17 protein-coding genes are annotated in these 17,221 nt (G+C 41.2%); 15 read left to right on the top strand and 2 right to left on the bottom strand.

The annotated features are described in order from the left end of the window. The first annotated feature begins 470 nt into the window (after positions 1 to 470). The 4 genes from ACFW0C_RS04915 to ACFW0C_RS04900 all read left to right on the top strand — a co-directional run bounded on the left by ACFW0C_RS04915 (position 471) and on the right by ACFW0C_RS04900 (position 4,998). Entirely contained in the window at positions 471 to 2,273 is a 1,803-nt protein-coding gene (locus ACFW0C_RS04915) for a M3 family oligoendopeptidase (protein WP_378105884.1), read from the top strand. Positions 2,274 to 2,417: 144 nt separating this feature from the next. After that, entirely contained in the window at positions 2,418 to 2,813 is a 396-nt protein-coding gene (locus tag ACFW0C_RS04910; RefSeq protein WP_378105882.1) for an ADP-ribosylglycohydrolase family protein, read from the top strand. 21 nt (positions 2,814 to 2,834) lie between these two features. Next, positions 2,835 to 3,431: a uracil-DNA glycosylase family protein gene (locus tag ACFW0C_RS04905; protein ID WP_048726794.1), complete on the top strand. Its 597-nt coding sequence runs from the start codon at positions 2,835 to 2,837 to the stop codon at positions 3,429 to 3,431. A gap of 286 nt (positions 3,432 to 3,717) precedes the next feature. Beyond that, positions 3,718 to 4,998, top strand: a complete 1,281-nt coding sequence (locus ACFW0C_RS04900; RefSeq protein ID WP_378105879.1) for an MFS transporter — start codon at positions 3,718 to 3,720, stop codon at positions 4,996 to 4,998. Between the two features lie 94 nt (positions 4,999 to 5,092). Here ACFW0C_RS04900 and ACFW0C_RS04895 read toward each other — a convergent pair whose 3' ends face one another. Then, positions 5,093 to 6,049, bottom strand: coding sequence for a glutathione S-transferase family protein (locus ACFW0C_RS04895; protein ID WP_378105877.1), 957 nt, complete (start codon positions 6,047 to 6,049; stop codon positions 5,093 to 5,095). Positions 6,050 to 6,483: 434 nt separating this feature from the next. Here ACFW0C_RS04895 and ACFW0C_RS04890 point away from each other — a divergent pair, with 434 nt between their 5' ends. The 8 genes from ACFW0C_RS04890 to ACFW0C_RS04855 all read left to right on the top strand — a co-directional run bounded on the left by ACFW0C_RS04890 (position 6,484) and on the right by ACFW0C_RS04855 (position 11,381). Beyond that, positions 6,484 to 7,788, top strand: a complete 1,305-nt coding sequence (locus tag ACFW0C_RS04890) for a bifunctional folylpolyglutamate synthase/dihydrofolate synthase (protein ID WP_378105876.1) — start codon at positions 6,484 to 6,486, stop codon at positions 7,786 to 7,788. Between the two features lie 16 nt (positions 7,789 to 7,804). After that, the gene (gene folE / locus ACFW0C_RS04885) at positions 7,805 to 8,362 is read left to right on the top strand and encodes a GTP cyclohydrolase I FolE (protein ID WP_290490792.1); all 558 of its coding nucleotides are present in this window, start codon (positions 7,805 to 7,807) and stop codon (positions 8,360 to 8,362) included. Between the two features lie 90 nt (positions 8,363 to 8,452). After that, positions 8,453 to 9,235, top strand: a complete 783-nt coding sequence (folP, locus tag ACFW0C_RS04880; RefSeq protein ID WP_378105873.1) for a dihydropteroate synthase — start codon at positions 8,453 to 8,455, stop codon at positions 9,233 to 9,235. A gap of 12 nt (positions 9,236 to 9,247) precedes the next feature. After that, complete coding sequence (folB, locus tag ACFW0C_RS04875; protein ID WP_378105870.1) at positions 9,248 to 9,658, top strand: dihydroneopterin aldolase; 411 nt, start codon at positions 9,248 to 9,250, stop codon at positions 9,656 to 9,658. Positions 9,659 to 9,660: 2 nt separating this feature from the next. Further along, on the top strand, positions 9,661 to 10,173 hold the full coding sequence (folK, locus tag ACFW0C_RS04870; protein ID WP_378105868.1) for a 2-amino-4-hydroxy-6-hydroxymethyldihydropteridine diphosphokinase: 513 nt from the start codon (positions 9,661 to 9,663) through the stop codon (positions 10,171 to 10,173). 356 nt (positions 10,174 to 10,529) lie between these two features. Then, a complete protein-coding gene (locus ACFW0C_RS04865; RefSeq protein WP_378105867.1) occupies positions 10,530 to 10,820 on the top strand; it encodes a hypothetical protein in 291 nt (96 codons plus the stop codon). A 12-nt stretch (positions 10,821 to 10,832) separates the two neighbouring features. Further along, positions 10,833 to 11,063 (top strand): dihydrofolate reductase family protein, encoded by a 231-nt coding sequence (locus ACFW0C_RS04860; protein WP_378105899.1) that lies wholly within the window; start codon positions 10,833 to 10,835, stop codon positions 11,061 to 11,063. A 171-nt stretch (positions 11,064 to 11,234) separates the two neighbouring features. Continuing rightward, positions 11,235 to 11,381: a hypothetical protein gene (locus ACFW0C_RS04855; RefSeq protein ID WP_378105864.1), complete on the top strand. Its 147-nt coding sequence runs from the start codon at positions 11,235 to 11,237 to the stop codon at positions 11,379 to 11,381. Positions 11,382 to 11,481: 100 nt separating this feature from the next. Here the strand turns inward: ACFW0C_RS04855 and ACFW0C_RS04850 are convergent, their stop codons facing one another. Further along, positions 11,482 to 12,153 (bottom strand): histidine phosphatase family protein, encoded by a 672-nt coding sequence (locus tag ACFW0C_RS04850; RefSeq protein ID WP_378105862.1) that lies wholly within the window; start codon positions 12,151 to 12,153, stop codon positions 11,482 to 11,484. Between the two features lie 275 nt (positions 12,154 to 12,428). Between ACFW0C_RS04850 and ACFW0C_RS04845 the strand changes: the two genes are divergently transcribed. From ACFW0C_RS04845 to polA, 3 genes are all read left to right on the top strand, one after another. Further along, positions 12,429 to 13,688, top strand: coding sequence for an ArgE/DapE family deacylase (locus ACFW0C_RS04845; RefSeq protein ID WP_378105861.1), 1,260 nt, complete (start codon positions 12,429 to 12,431; stop codon positions 13,686 to 13,688). Positions 13,689 to 13,886: 198 nt separating this feature from the next. Continuing rightward, the gene (locus ACFW0C_RS04840; RefSeq protein WP_270371332.1) at positions 13,887 to 14,432 is read left to right on the top strand and encodes a dehydrogenase; all 546 of its coding nucleotides are present in this window, start codon (positions 13,887 to 13,889) and stop codon (positions 14,430 to 14,432) included. Then, the gene (polA, locus tag ACFW0C_RS04835; protein WP_378105858.1) at positions 14,422 to 17,106 is read left to right on the top strand and encodes a DNA polymerase I; all 2,685 of its coding nucleotides are present in this window, start codon (positions 14,422 to 14,424) and stop codon (positions 17,104 to 17,106) included. The genes ACFW0C_RS04840 and polA overlap by 11 nt, the downstream gene beginning before the upstream one ends. Positions 17,107 to 17,221: the final 115 nt, after the last annotated feature.

Raw genomic sequence — 17,221 nt, 5'->3', positions numbered from 1 at the left:
ATAAAAAATGAATAATGGAAAAGAGTATAAAAAAACCAGGTAATCTAATGATTACCTGGCAGATATTACTCATCAGTCCTATTTGACGAAGAGCCAAAATAAGTAGGCATTATAAAAGGTCGCGAATTCATTTTCGCGACCTTTTTACCTAATCCAACAATAATCTTAATATCGGGCTTCCAAAGTCAAACTCTTCTGATACTTGCCAAAATACGTCAATTACTTCCAGTAATTATTCGACTTCTAAGGTGTAAGTGCGGACGTCATACTATGTTACGGCACTATTTTTCTAGCAATTCCTGTCTGACCGCCATACATCACATCCTGATTTTAAGACAGTGATAGGTCAAGTATAGGGCCAAAGGTCTATGTGTACTGTAAATTCTGAATGATTTGAATCAAATTGTAATCAAGAGTAAAATAGGAAAGAATAATGATAGCGAAAACAGAACAAGAGGAGAGGGTTTTAAATGAAATATAATGACACTTGGGATTTAGACGCCATGTATCAAGGCGGGGTTACAGGGGACGCCTTTCAAAAGGCACTAGAAACCCTAGTCCAAAAACGAGATGCCTTAATCAATGACATGCAGGCATTTGATATCCATGCACCAGGTGCACCAGCAACTTTTGCGGATATTATTGATCAAGCTGACCAATACTTAAACCACTTCACCACTTTAATCACCTACGCCCAAATGGCATCTGATGCAGACATGCGTGATGAGGCCGCTTCGGCAGCGATTAATAAGGTGGCGACTTTAAACCAGGCTTATGAAATTGCCCGCAAAGGGTTAGATAAACAATTGGCTACCTTAAGCGATGCCGAATTTCAGGACTTTTTAGCGGAACCACGCTTGGCTGAAATTGCCTTCACCCTTGAGGAAGACCGTCGTGATGCGAAACGCCTGCTAGATGATCAAGCGGAAGCCCTTTTGTCAGAATTACAAATCGACGGCTTATCTGGTTGGTCAAATACGTATTCTACGACGGCTTCAGTGATGACGATTTCGGTTGATTTAGACGACGGCCACCACGATTATTCAGTGGGACAGGCTATGAACAATATGTACGCTGACCCAAATCCTGAAAACCGGGCAAAAATTTTCGCTGCTTGGGAAGAAACTTTTGCCCAATATGGACCAGTCTTTGCTGATATCTTAAACCATTTGTCTGGCTACCGGTTAACCACTCAAAAAGCTCATGGATACAATGATTTCATGGAGGAACCACTAGAATATAACCGTATTAAAGCGGAAACCGTAGAAGCTATGTGGCAGGCAGTTGCGGACAATAAAGATACCTTTGTCCAATTTTTAAACCGGAAAAAGGCTTTACTTGGTTTAGAAGCTTTGAACTGGCAAGATGTGGATGCACCATTAGATTTCGAAGACACCAAACCAACGACCTTCACTTATGATGAGGCGGCGGACTTTGTGGTGGAAAACTTCAGAACATTTGGGGACAAGCTAGCAGACTTTGCCCAATCAGCTCTGGATAACCGTTGGATTGAGGCGGAAGACCGTCCAGGCAAGCGCCCAGGTGGTTACTGTACAGAAACCATCAACGAAGATGAAACCCGTATCTTTATGACCTTTACAGGTTCAAGAAACGATACATCAACTTTAGCTCACGAATTGGGTCACGCCTTCCACTCTGACGTTTTAACTAGTGAAGCGCCGTCTAACCAAGCTTATGCGATGAATGTTGCGGAAACAGCATCTACTTTTGCAGAGACGATTGTGGCCAACGCCAATTTAAAACAAGCCAAAAGTAAGTCTGAACGTCTACAATTATTAAACGCGAAAATGGAAAATGCCATCGCGATGTTTATGAATATTCGTTCACGTTTCTTATTTGAAACAGCCTTTTATACTGAGCGCCAAGATGGTTTTGTATCTGAAAGTCGCTTGAACGAATTGATGACCCAAGCACAAGAAGAAGCATTTGGTGGGGCAATCAATGATTTACACCCACATTTCTGGGCAAGTAAATTACACTTCTTCATCGATGATGTGCCATTCTACAACTTCCCATATACATTTGGTTATATGTTTAGTTTAGGAATTTATGCGGAATACTTGAAGTCTCCAGAAGGATTTGAAGAACGCTACATTGCCTTATTGAAGGATACCGGACGTATGACCACTGAAGAGTTGGCTATGAAACATTTAGGGGCTGACCTAACTAAGCCAGATTTCTGGCAAGCAGCTATCGATTTAGCGGCATCAGACGTAAAAGAGTTCTTAGCTGAATCGGAAGATTTAGTTTAATTAAATATATAAATAAGTTTCTAAAAGCAGGTAAGAATACATTTCCTTTACCTGCTTTTTACAATATGCACAAACGTTGCGTGCTATAATTGACCTAATAATAAATTCAATTATAATCTTTGTGAAATTTATGGAGGTGGGAAAATGATTACTGCAGTGATTGGCACCCAGGCAATGGCAGGCGTGATTGTCACAGCTAAGACCCAGTCAGATAAAGACTTGGTTGCTAGCAAAATGACGAGCTATTATCCACTTGATTTGACCTTGGATGAAGCCAGGGCCACCTATCAATCTGACGTTCCTTGTGCAGGGTCAATCCCAGTCGCCTTCCAAGCCTTTTTAGAAGGGAATTCTTTTGAAGACGTCATCCGTAATGCCATATCAGTGGGTGGAGATTCAGATACAATCGCGTCTATGGCTGGGGCCATTGCCTCCGTTTATTACAAAGATATTCCGGATGATCCAGTGGTCAAAACATTGACCTATCTGCTGGATGATCTTAGGGCGATTTTCACTAGATGGCAATCATTTGTTGGCTAGAGAAAGGAGTATGTGATTTTTATGACGCATTCAACCATTTTTGACGAAATCAAACAAGAAATTATTGACGATCCTTATAACAAGGACTATACCGACCGCGGGATTGAACCCGTTTTCTATGCTTCAAAAAATGCCCGGATTGCCATTATCGGCCAAGCACCTGGTAAGAAAGTAGAGGAGACACAACTTTTCTGGAATGACCAGTCAGGAGACCGGCTAAGAGATTGGATGGGGATGTCTAGGGATCTATTCTATGAAACTGATTTGATTGCCCAGTTACCTATGGATTTCTATTATCCAGGTAAGGCCAAAACCGGGGACAAACCACCAAGAAAGGGATTCGCAGACAAGTTTCACCCGCAAATTCTAAAGGAAATGCCTAATCTAGAAACCATTATCTTGATTGGTAATTATTCACAGAAACACTACCTGGGAAAAGACCGGCAGCGAAATCTGACCGAAACGGTTAGACATTATAAGGACTATTTACCGGATTATTTTCCTCTGGTCCATCCGTCCCCTTTAAACCAGCGGTGGATGAAGAAGAATCCTTGGTTTGAAACAGATGTACTACCTGATTTTAAAGAGATGATACAGACGTATATCAAGGAAGGCTAGGTTATGGACTAGGTAGCAGCGATCGATGACTATATTGTAGACCAAGCAGATGATGACCAAGCCATTTTAAGGAAGTTGCGACATGAGCTAGCGTCGGTATTACCAGCTTGACAGGAGAAAATTTCCTATGGCATGCCAACCATTTTTGACAAGAAGGTGGCAGATTTTGGGTCGGTCAAAAGGACTTTAAAATTTCCCTAGGATTCAGAGAGATGCGATATGACTTTATTGTTGAATGAGCGGTTTACAACTACCAGCAACAAAAATAAAAATACGGAGGCAAGTCATGGCAGAAATAGGTAAAAAATTCTGGGGTTATACCAAAGAAGAGTGGTCGTGGGTTTTACAGGATACAGGAAATTCAGCTTATTCCTTAGTTATCACAGCAACATTATTTCCCTTGTTTTATAAGGCAATCGCAGAAGGTTCGGGGGTTGCGGACGCAGATTCAACGGCCTACTTGTCTTATGCCAATTCTATCGGAACAGCTTTAGTAGGCTTGATGGCACCAATTTTAGGGTCTATTGCTGAATACCGGGGTTTTAGAAAACCCTTGTTTACAATCGGGACGTTATTAGGGATTATTTCCGTATTGTTGATGGCCTTCACACCAGGTGGGACTTGGGGGATGGCTTGGTTAATCTTATTAATTTTATATGTGTTATCTAATATCGGCTTTTCATCGTCAAATGTCTTTTATGATGCTTCACTGCTTGATGTAACGGGGAAAACCCGTATGTCTCGTGTTTCGTCAATGGGTTACGGTATGGGCTATATCGGGTCTTGCGTGCCATTCTTATTGTATTTAGTTTTTATGTTAAATATCGATGCTATGCCGTTTACCCTAGATTGGTTAACCAGATCAGCCTTTGTATTAACCGCTGTTTGGTGGTTTGCCTTTACTATTCCATATTGGCAAAATGTCCAACAAAAATCGTGGATCAATCCAAGTTCAAGACCCATCCGGGATTCTTTTAAGCGGGTGAAAAATACACTCAGAGACATGGCCCAATACCGTCAGTTATTTATTTTCCTTCTGGCTTATTTCTTATATATCGACGGGGTAGGGACGATTATTTCGATGGCAACAGCTGTAGCAACTGACTTAGGGATTGAAGCGACAGTCCTTGTTGTGGTCTTATTGATTGTTCAAATTGTGGCCTTTCCATTCACTGTATTATACGGGCAGTTGGCCAAACGATTCGGGGACAAGAAAATGATCTATGTAGGGATCGTGACTTATATCATCATTTGTATCTATGCCTTGAGTATGGAAACAGCGACTGATTTCTTTATACTAGCTTGTATGGTCGGGACGGCTCAAGGTGGCTTACAAGCCTTGTCACGTTCTATGTTTGGAAAATTAATACCAGAAGGCAAAACGAATGAATTCTTCGGCATCTACAATGTCTTTGGGAAATTCTCTTCTATTATCGGGACAACCTTACTAGGGATTATCACCCAAATGACGGGCAACTCCTTGAATGGGGTCTTTGGTTTAATTATCCTCTTTATTATCGGGGGTGCATTGTTACTTGGCGTCAAAGAAGATGGGGTGAAAGGATAAGGAAATTGCTCATCACAAAAGAAAAAACTGGTGTCACGTTTAATAATGACCACCAGTTTTTTCGTATTGACGTATTTAATTGTTTGCAATCATCTTAGATATCTAAAGAGATTGCTGGACCTGCTGGGATAATACCGTTCGGGTTGATTGTCGGATGGCTACCATAGTAGTGGTGTTGGATGTGATAGAAATCAACTGTGTCAGAAATACCTGCCATGTTGTAGATTTCACGGGTATAACGCCATACATTTTCAAAGTCTGTTAAGTGCTTGATATTGCACTTGAAGTGACCGTAGTAGACATGCTCAAAACGGATTAAGGTTGGGAACAAACGGATGTCAGAGGTTGTTAATTTGTCACCTAATAAGAATTTTTTGTCAGCTAGGATACTGTCTAATTTTTCTAGGGCTTCAAATACATGACCAACTTCGTCTTCATAAACAGCTTGGTCTGTTGCAAAACCAGCTTTGTAAACACCGTTGTTGATGTTTGGATAGACAAAATCATCCATTTCTTTGATTTGGTCGCGCAATTCTTCTGGGTAGTAATCACCTTCAATGGCACCAATTTCGTCAAAGGCTGAGTTTAACATCAACATAATTTCAGATGATTCGTTGTTAACGATGGTATCTTTTTCTTTGTCGTATAAAACAGGTACAGTTACACGTCCAGTATAGGTAGGGTCTGCATGTGTGTAAACTTGGTGCAAGAAGTCAGCGTTTAAAATTGGGTCAGCAATTACACCTTGGTCTGGTGCAAATGTCCAGCCGTTTTCCAACATGATTGGATTTACGATAGAAATAGAAATCATGTCTTCCAAGCCTTTTAATTTACGCATCATCAAGGTACGACTAGCCCACGGACACGCTAGTGATACATATAAGTGGTAACGTCCAGCTTCAGCTTTAAACCCACCTTCGCCTGTTGGACCTGCTGAACCGTCAGTGGTGATCCAGTTTCTGAATTGTGAATCTTTACGGACAAAGCGACCACCTGTTGATTTTGTGTCATACCATTGGTCTTTCCAAACGCCGTCTACTAATAATCCCATAATACATCTCCTTTTAGAAGTGATAATTCGATTTCAAAATAATATACCACTATTGTAATATAGACGACTGTATTTCTCAAATGATAGGGGTTGATGGAGAAATAAATTAACCTCTTCTGTTACCACTGCAAGTCGAATTCTACAGGGCAGACCGGTGTCTGCTTCAGAATAATTTGCATCACACTTTGTGTGATACGGCACTATTCTTCCAGCATTACCTATCCGGGCGCCCTGAATCATATCCTATTTTAAGGCAATGATAGGTAGTTAAGAGACCCAGGGTATATTATTTTTTACTTATTATCGTTCTTGAATAATTAAATTCACTTTCCTTGGATGACTATCAATTGAAAGTTAGCTATACTTAATTAAACTAGTTTTTGGTAAACTGAAAATAGACAATTTTCAAAAAATCATGAAAAGAGGCTTAACCATTGCGATACGAATCACTTCAAGCAAAGTTGCCCCTAGCACCCGCGGGCGAAATGGTGTTAGGACTAGCGTCAATGAAACAGTTAATGGCGCACTTTAACCATCCAGAAAATCAACTCCCAACCATTCATATCGCAGGCACTAACGGCAAAGGGTCTACGGCAAAAATGTTGGCGACAATCTTACAGGAAGCAGGCTACAAAGTTGGCTTGTTCAGCTCACCGTCATTAGTAGACTTTAACGAGCGCATTCAAATCAACGGTCAGCCTATAAGTGACGACCAATTGATGGCGCAAGTTGACCGGATGACGAAAGCACTAGGGCCGGATGAATATTACACCGAGTTTGAAGTCTTTACCGGACTTGCTTGGTTGACCTTTGAGGCAAATCAAGTAGATTTTGTCGTCTTAGAAGTTGGTTTAGGGGGTAGATTGGACGCGACTAATATCATCGAGCGACCACTTCTGACAGCCATCACCAAAATTGCCTTGGATCATCAGAAAATTCTTGGCGACACCCTGGGCGAAATTGCAGGTGAAAAGGCAGGGATTCTGAAAGATGGCATACCTCTCGTCTTATACCCACAAGTTGATGAAGTTAAAAGGGCAATCCTTCAAAAAGCTGACCAGCTGAAAGTGCCGGTACATGAAGTCAACCCAAATGATATTGGCCAAATAGTAGTCAACCAACAAGGGCATCAATCATTTGATTACAAAGGGCAAAGGTATATCCTTAATCTACAAGCCCCTTATCAGGTCAATAATGCAGCCTTGGTCCTTGAAATAATAGATGTATTAAAAGGTTTGGGTGTTGTTATTTCTGGACAGGCAATTAAGCAAGGTCTAGCAACCGTCACTTGGCCAGCTCGATTTGAAAAGATTGCGTCTGAACCCGATATTATTATCGACGGGTCGCATAATATGGATGGGATATTGTCCTTGAAAGAAGCGATTTTAACCCATTACCCAGCTTCAAAAGTGGGCAAAAGGATAGCGATTATGGGCATGTTGGCAGATAAAGATGTGGCCCATGTGGTGAAAGAAATTACGCCCATTTTTCAAGAAATCATTACCGTAACACCGCATTCAAATCGGGCTTTACCGGCTGACCAGTTGGCTGATATGATTGCAGAAAGTGGAACGAAAGTACAAGTGGCTGAATCAGATCCAGTAGCCTTACAAATGGCCTTAGAACAATTAGATAAAGAGGACATCTTATGTATATTTGGGTCCTTCTACTTTGTGGGCTATTTACGGGACATCATCAAAAAATCGGCTATAAGCATTATAAAGAGTGTTCAATATTAAATAAGAAAAGGTGACAATAATGGATATGGAAAGAATTGAAAAGGCAGTACGGGAGATACTGCTTGCAGTTGGCGAAAACCCGGACCGCGAAGGACTTGTTGAAACGCCAGAACGGGTAGCCAAAATGTATGCGGAAATATTTGACGGGCTAAATCGAGACCCTAGAATTCACACAGAAAAAACCTTTTCTGAATCAGCATCAGAATTTGTCTTGGTGAAGGATATTCCCTTCCACTCAACATGTGAACACCATCTATTACCAGTGATTGGGCAAGCGCATGTAGCCTATATTCCAAAAGACGGACAGGTTATCGGCCTATCTAAATTGGCACGGATTGTCGAAGATTTTGCCTTGAGACCGCAATTACAAGAACGGTTAACCAACCAAGTGGCGGACGTTTTAGCGGAAGAATTAGGGGCAGAAGGCGTATTTGTTGTGTTGGAAGCGGAACACATGTGCATGACTTTACGAGGCATCAAGAAACCAGGTGCTAAGACGGTTACGTATGCAACCCGTGGCACTTACACTGACCGCGGTCGCCGGCAAGAAGTTTTAGATATGATGAATTTATAGTGGATGCAGTGACCATAGAAAGTTTGTGACGAGATGTATATTAAACGATTAAATAAAACCTTCAATTTCCCGAGCGACCACACTTGGATCATGGGCATTTTAAATGTGACCCCTGATTCATTTTCAGATGGCGGGGCCTATGTTACCACTGACGACATGATTGCCCAAGTAGAAAGAATGGTCGCTGAAGGGGTGGATATTATTGATGTAGGCGGTGAATCTACCCGTCCTGGCCATGTCCCAGTGACTCTTGAAGAAGAAATTAGCCGGGTTGTTCCAGCAGTTCAAGCTATTCGTCAAGTTTCGGATGTCTTGATTTCAGTGGATACCTGGAAGGCTGAGGTGGCCCGTCAAGCCCTTGAAGCAGGTGCAGATATCATTAACGACCAGTGGGCTGCAACCTGTGAACCAGCAATTGCCAAGGTTTGCGCTGACTTTGATGCTCCTTTAATTTTGATGCACAACCGGGAAGAATACCAGGAATATAGAGATATCATGAAAGAGATGAAAGCTGACCTACAAACCTCTATTGATATTGCCCGCGCCCAAGGGATGCGTGACGACCAGCTGATTCTTGACCCTGGTGTTGGTTTCGCCAAAACGGCGGACGACAACTTGTTGGCAATCCAAGGCTTACAAGAATTGACTAGCTTTAATTTGCCTGTCCTTTTGGCTACTTCAAGAAAAGGATTCTTAGGTAAATTAGTGGATGTGCCGGCTAATGAACGCGACGTAGCGACCGCAGCCACAACGGTTTCAGGAATCTTATCGGGGGCTGACATGGTCCGGGTCCACAATGTGAAAGTCAACAAGGAAGCTGCAGCGGTGGCAGATGCGATTAAACGTGGACAAATTGACCCAGTGAGTATTTAAGGAGGGATTCTGATGGCTACAAGGGATAAAATTTATTTGAATAACCTGCAATTTTACGCCAACCACGGCTTGTTAGCTGAAGAAACAACGCTTGGACAAAGGTTTAATGTGGATGCGGTTTTAGCGGTGGACTTGGCGCCAGCTGGCCAATCAGATAATATGTATGATTCAGTTTCCTACGCCGATGTCTATACGGTGATTGAAGATGTTGTTGTACATGAAGCACCCACTAAATTATTAGAACGGTTAGCCCACAAGTTAGCCATGCGGATTTTAGGGGACTTTCCACACGTTGAAGAAGTGACCATCAAAGTGGTGAAACCTGACCCGCCTATTCGCGGAATTTACGACAGTGTAGCCATTGAAATTCAACGAGATCGGGCCTGGCTAGATCAGATAAAACAGATGAACGAGGTGAAATAAAGATGCAATCAAACGTATTAATCGCTTTAGGCTCTAACATTGAGTCACGACTTGACCACTTAAAAAATGCAGTGGCAGCCTTTAAGGGAAATGAAGCGACTAACGTAGTGGCAACTTCACCAATCTATGAAACGGTCCCCAAAGGCTATCTTGACCAAGAGGACTTTTTGAATATGGTTGTCCATATTCAAACGGACTTATCAGCAGCTGATTTATTATCTTTCTGTCAAAGCATTGAACAAAACCAAAAGCGGGTCCGGACTATTAAAAACGGGCCACGTACCATCGACGTGGATATCTTGCTGATAGATGAAAAAGTCATCGATACGACAGACTTACAAGTACCACATCCCCGTATGCATGAACGGGCTTTTGTTTTGTGCCCAGCGGCCGATATTGTTGGTCAATGGCAAGTACCAGGCTTAAACAAAACAATTTCTGCATTACTAGATGCATTACCACAAGCGGAAAAAGATGATGTCCGCGTTGCTGGATTAACTTTGGAAGACTTGTAAATATATAATTCAATAATCCTTCGGTTTACGCTTTTTTCTAGCATAGCCTTGATTGCAGTGGGACCAGAATTAGCCAAGGTCTAATTCTTTGTCTGACTATTCAATCTGTAAGGTGTACCGTCTACATCTTGATATACGTCAGACCATCCTGGTTCACTGCTAAGGCATGCTAAAATCGCTCCAGCCTCGGCTATTATTAGTAACAATAGTTCCTTATTTTCTCGTTAATCAAGCAATACCTACTTGTTTACAAAGTAAGTTTTAGGTGATTCGCTTGTAACCAAGAAATGACACCATTGATTAATCATTGATATATTATTCTGTCTATAATTCAAGCCGTTTAGAAAGGGGATTTCATGGGTAAGATTGCCTTAAGTATTGTCCAAAGTGTGGATGGTTATATTGCGGATTTGGATGATCAATTTGATTTTATTGAAGGGGTTGCGGGTCCGAATTTAACGGATATATCAACCAGTGATTCACCGTATTCACTAAAAGCCTTTTTCGAGGCTTATGACATTATTGTCATGGGACACCAGTCTTATAAAATTGGCTTTGCAGCAGATTTTCCATCAAAAACCATATATGTCGTGACAAATGAAAAACGGCCAAACAAAGGTAATATCCATTTTGTCAAACCTGGGTAAATTGTGAAATTAATGCTGGCGAAGAAGAAGCAAGACCACAATATTTACTTGTATGGTGGTGGCATTATGCTGAAGCCCTTTATGGCGACCAATGCGATCGATGAATATATCATCGGAACCGTGCCAATAATTATGGGTAAAGGGAAGCCTTTATTCTATGAATTGGACGAATCTATTCCCTTGCAACTGGACCAAGTGGATGTGATGGGTGGGTTGACCATTCATATTTATCACAGACGTTAGAACAAAATGCGAATTGTGATAATAGACCTGTAAATTAAGAATCTTTATTTTGGAAGAAGTGAGGTAATTGGTGGATACCCCATTAGTTTTACACGATGAATCATCAAACGCTGATAGTGAAATTGCCGAAGCAGTTGAAATGGGCATTCAAAAATCAACTATTATTCAGCCATGTCAAATAAAGTCTTAACACAAATAATGAAAGACTTAGAGGGTAACAGTCGTCAAGAAAGCATCTACTTGCAAGACTTTATTGACCTAGAGTTAGACTATTTTGCTGAAGAAATGCAAGCTGTGATTGAAAAATTTAGACCTTAAAAAAATAAGCTAGCTTATCAAGACCATTCCTTGTTAGAGACAGGGAACAGGGCGTGTAGCTAGCTTTTTTATTTGTGATTATCTTTCGAAGGCTGTCTGACTAAGCTTGGTTAAATTCTTCTAGTTCGTAGGCACCTTTGCTATAAACGACATGGGCATAATGACCGTAATCTAAGTCTTCTTTAAGGTCAAATTCTGGCAATACTTCATGGAGGAAGAAGCGAATTGGCATGTCATGGCTGACGATTAAGACGTGGATGTCTTTCTTTTGGGTTTCCATACGGACTTCTAGGGCGTCGTCATGGATATCCAACATCGCTTCTTCAATACGGTTCCAAAATGTGATAAAGTCTTCTGAATGGCCTTCTTCATCTCGTTCGACAATATTTTCAATAATTAGTGGTACATATTGGGTTGAAGGAATTTGGTTGATTCGCATCTCGTCCACTAATTGACTGATGGATTTTGGCCATACCTTCTCGATATCTTGATCTTCTAATCCACCGAAGTTGTACTCTCTAAAGCCTTCAACGGGGAATAGTTGGATATCATTTGCTTGTTTCATTAAGATGCGCTCACCTGTTTCAATACACCGGTCTAAATCACTGGTATAGGCTAGGTCAAAGGGCACGTCTGCTAGGGTTTCGGCTACTTGGTCGACTACACCCATGCCGGCGCGTGTAACTGGTGAATCTGCCCATCCCTGGACACGTTGGTCTGCATTGGCCGTCGTTTCACCATGACGGACAAAATAATAATGGATAGCTGCCATAATATTCACTCCTCTCGTGTTTTGGTATTTGATGTTAACTTCATTCTAGCATAAGAAATGATTTATGAAAACGATTTCCATGATAAATCATATTTTTGATGGCGTCGTGTGAAATGTTGGTTAATTTTGCTTAGAAAAGTATTCTCATAGATAATTCAGTAAAAGCGAACACCACTGATTGAAATCTCGTGGGCAATTTGTTATTCGTGGGCAAAAATTCGTGCTAGAATGGAGAATATATGATGAATGCCAGAGGAAATGGCAGAAAATGAGGAGTGTTCTTTTTGACAAAAACAGCTAAAGTATTTACTGATGAAGAGAAAATTAAAATTTTAAGCGATATTGTGGCCATCGAGACGGTGGACCGCAATGAGGAAGATGTGGCTAATTATCTTGCAGCCTTACTAGGCGAGTATGGAATCGATTCTAAGGTGATTCCAACAGGGATTCCTGGTCGTGCCAACTTGGTAGCTGAAATCGGATCTGGTTCACCAGTATTAGCGATTTCTGGTCATATGGATGTAGTTTCTGCAGGGAATGCGGAGGCTTGGACGTCTGATCCATACACATTGACTGAGCGCGACGGGAAACTATTCGGCCGTGGATCTACAGATATGAAAGGTGGATTGGCTGCCTTAGTGATCGCCATGATCGAAATTAAAGAACAAGGATTATTAGAGCGCGGAACTTTACGCCTGTTAGCGACTTACAACGAGGAGAATGGGGCTGTCGGTTCTATCCAACTAGAGGAAGCAGGTTATGTATCTGACGTTGACGCGATCGTAATTGGTGAACCAACAACAGGGATGATTCACCCATCTCATAAGGGTTCAATGAACTTTGTGGTGTCATCACGCGGTAAATCTGTTCATTCATCTAGACCACGTGGCGGCATCAACGCCATTGACCCATTGATGGACTTTGCATTAGCCTTCAAAGAGGCGTTCAAAGAAGCGACAAAAGATATCAGCTTCGGTCAATTAGACTTTTCACCAGTATTGAATTTATATGGGGCAGTTGAAGGTGACGACGCTGGTAACCAAGAATTAGACCAATTATTGAAACAGCCAACCTTTAACGTGACGGTATTCCGTGGTGGTGACCAAGTGAATACGATTCCTGATCACGCAGAAGTAGTCTTTAACATCCGAACAGTTCCTGAATTCGACAACGAAGCGGTTAAAGGCGTATTTTCTGAAGTTTACCAAGAATTCTTGGATAAAGGGGCAGACTTCGATTTACAATTAACCCTAGACTTAAAACCATTGAATGGTGGGGTTGATTCAGACCTAGTACAATTAACCAAAACATTAGGCGCTACATACCTAAACCAAGACTTGGAAGTTGTGCCAATGACTGGTGGTACGGATGGGGCAAACTTTGTTGCCAACAAACCAGCTGGCTACCCAATCATTATCTTTGGTCCAGGATCAACAACATCCCACCAAATTGATGAATACGTGGACAAGGACGAGTATCTAACATTCGTCAACTTATACATTGACTTGTTAGCCACTTATATAGAGAACAAATAAAATTGGTTAAAAAAGCTATGACATTCTGGTCGTAGCTTTTTTTATGCAGCCGGTACAATGGTATCTACCACCATACTATTGTATTTGTCGCATATATCCAGTTTATTTGATAAAATATGAGAGAGACTGTTGCTTTTTCGCAACAAATAACCGTTGGAAATGACATGATCATAAAATAAGCGTAGGGGTGTATGGAATATGGTAGAACATAATTTAGAAGAGACGCAAGAACAAGCTGCAATGGGTAAAACCCTACAAGCAATCAAAGTTGGCGATACTTTCCGTGTAACTGAATCGATTAGAGAGCGAGATGTCTTGTTATACATGGGGGTTACCTCAGACTCGAACCCGGCATACCTACAACAAACGTCCCATAAAGCAGGCCTGACGCCAGGCGAAGTTGTTGTACCACCAATCGCTTTAATGGGGATTATTACGCGTACAGTATCGATGAACTTCCCTGGTCCAGGTTCTCGTTTAGTTGAAATGAACATCAATATCATCCACTCTATTCCACATAACTCAATCATCACCTTTGAATTTGAGGTTATCCGTGTAGAAGAATTGAAACAATTCGTGACGATTCACTGTATTGGGAAATTTACCAACTCAACTGGTGACGACCGTGTCTTAGATGCTATGTTGACTGTTTTACCACCACTAGAGCACCTACAAAATGACGCTGAAACGATTGATGCAGGTGTATTCCAACGAATTTCAGGAGGCGACTCAATTGAGTACTAATAAAGAAAAGAAGAAGCTCGTCCTATTTGACGGGTCATCTCTGGCTTTTCGTTCTTTCTTTGCCATCCATAATATCGATTCATTCGTAAACAAAAATGGTATGCATACCAATGCCTTGTTTGCTTTTCATGAAATGATGAATAATATCTTGGAAAAAGAACAGCCGACGCATGCCTTGGTGGCGTGGGACGCAGGTAAAACAACTTTTAGAAACGAATTCTTTGATGAATATAAAGGTGGTCGTCAATCAACACCGTCTGAGTTTAGAGAGCAGATGCCATTTTTCAATGTGCTCCTAGATGCCTTTGGGGTTGCGCATTATGACTTGACCAACTATGAGGCGGACGACATTATCGGGACTTTTGCGACTAAAGTAGACCCTGAAGAATTTGATGTTGTCGTGATTTCCGGGGACAAAGATTTAACGCAATTAGCGCGTGACAATGTCCGGGTAGATATCACCAAAAAAGGGGTATCTGAATTAGTGTCTTATACGCCAACTTCGATTATGGAAGATATGGGGATTACGCCTAAACAAATCATTGATATGAAGGGGTTAATGGGGGATTCTTCAGATAACTATCCTGGTGTATCAGGGATTGGTGAAAAGACCGCCTTAAAATTATTACATGAATATGGGTCAATGGAAGCGATGTACGAGCAAATCGACGACATGAAGAAATCGAAGCGGAAAGAAAATCTGATCAACGAAAAAGACAATGCGATTCTGTCTAAAAAATTGGCGCGGATTGAACTAGACGCACCCGTGAAGATTGAATTAGCTGAGTTACCTTATAAAGGCAAACAGCTTGAACCGTTGATGTCATTTTACAAGGATATGAATTTTAATGGTTTTATGTCACGTTTACTGGAAAATTCAGACCAGGCGGACTTGTTGACAGAAGATTGGGAAGAGGTTACCTATACGCATGTGGCGTCTGCTGATGATTTAACTGTGGACCATTTCCCAAGTGAGGCTGCAGCGGATGGGTATGCGATTTACCTTGAAAACTTGAGTAAAAACTACCATGATTCAGAGGTTGTGGCTGTTGCATGGACGAACGGTAGTGAAATCTTTACTGGAGATGCTAGCTTACTACAGGCTGATTTATTTAAGGCGTGGTTATCGGATGAGCAAGTCACAAAAGTGGTCTTTGATGCCAAGCGGACGAAAGTGATGCTGGACTATGTAGACGTTGACTTTGCAGGGGTTGTAGATGATGTCTTAATTGGATCATATTTACTCCATGCCCGTGATAATTCTAACGACTTGGCTGAGGTGGCACGCGAATTTGATATGGATGACTTGTCTTATGATGAGTCTATTTATGGCAAAGGGGCTAAACGGGGCGTACCTGAAGAAATTGAAACCATGTACGAACACATTGCTCGTAAAGTGCATATTATCGCACGACTGCAAGAAACCATTCGCCCGCAATTAGAAGCCAACCAAATGGATGACTTGTACCAAAAAATAGAGTTACCATTGGCTTTAGTATTAGCAAACCTTGAAATTTTAGGGATTTCAGTGGATAAACAACAATTAGTCACTATGCAGGCTGAATTCCAAGAAATTATCGACGGCCTTGAAGCCAATATCTGGAAGGAAGCTGGTCACGAATTCAATGTGAATTCACCTAAACAATTAGGCGTTATCTTGTTTGAAGAAATGGGCTTACCAGTGATTAAGAAAACGAAGACTGGTTATTCTACAGCACAAGATGTTTTGGAAAAATTGGCTGGCCAAGCACCAATCATCGACTTGATTTTAAATTACCGTCAATTGAATAAATTGCAATCAACTTATGTTGAAGGGTTACAAGAGTTTATCCACGAGGATGGTAAAATTCATTCTCGTTTCCAACAGACCTTAACTTCAACAGGTCGTTTATCATCAGCTGATCCAAACTTACAAAATATCCCAATCCGTTCTGAAGAAGGTCGGAGTATCCGTAAAGCCTTTGTGCCAAGTCACGAAGACTGGGTTATCTTTTCAAGTGACTATTCACAAATTGAATTACGAGTTTTAGCCCATATTTCTGGTGACAAGCACATGCAAGAAGCCTTCAACAACCACGAAGATATCCATACTTCAACAGCTATGAAAGTCTATAATGTGGCTAAAGAAGAAGTGACCTCTAATATGAGACGGAACGCCAAGGCGGTAAACTTTGGGATTGTCTATGGGATTTCTGACTATGGTTTGAGCCAAAATTTGAATATCTCTCGTCCAGAAGCTAAGAACTTTATTGATACTTACTTGGAAAACTATCCAGGTGTTCAAGCTTACATGAAGGATGTTGTAGAGAAGGCCAAAGAAGATGGTTATGTAGAAACCCTATTTAACCGTCGTCGCTACTTACCTGATTTGAAGTCGAAGAACTTCAACGTTCGTTCATTTGCTGAACGTAATGCCATGAATACGCCAATTCAAGGTACCGCAGCGGATATCATTAAGATAGCAATGGTAAAAATGGATGAAGCGTTAAAAGAACATAAGTTACAAGCTAATCTGTTATTACAAATCCACGATGAGTTGGTTTTTGAAGTGCCAAAAGATGAAATTGAGACACTAGAGAAATTAGTAACTGAAATCATGGGGTCAGCAGCCCAACTAGATGTGCCATTAGAAATTGAATCTAATTACGGTGCAACTTGGTATGAAGCTAAATAATGAATAAAAAGAGGTGCAGTGAAAACAAACTGGCACCTCTTTTCTAGCCTATGGAATAAAATGAACAAGTATGTCAGATATCTTGCAAACTTGCATCCTGCTTGTCTTTTCAATA

This window comes from Aerococcus sp. NPDC058936 (genome assembly GCF_042741995.1).
Lineage (GTDB): Bacteria > Bacillota > Bacilli > Lactobacillales > Aerococcaceae > Aerococcus.
The sequence above is the reverse complement of the archived record's forward strand: the minus strand, read 5'-3'. Positions and strand labels throughout refer to the sequence as shown.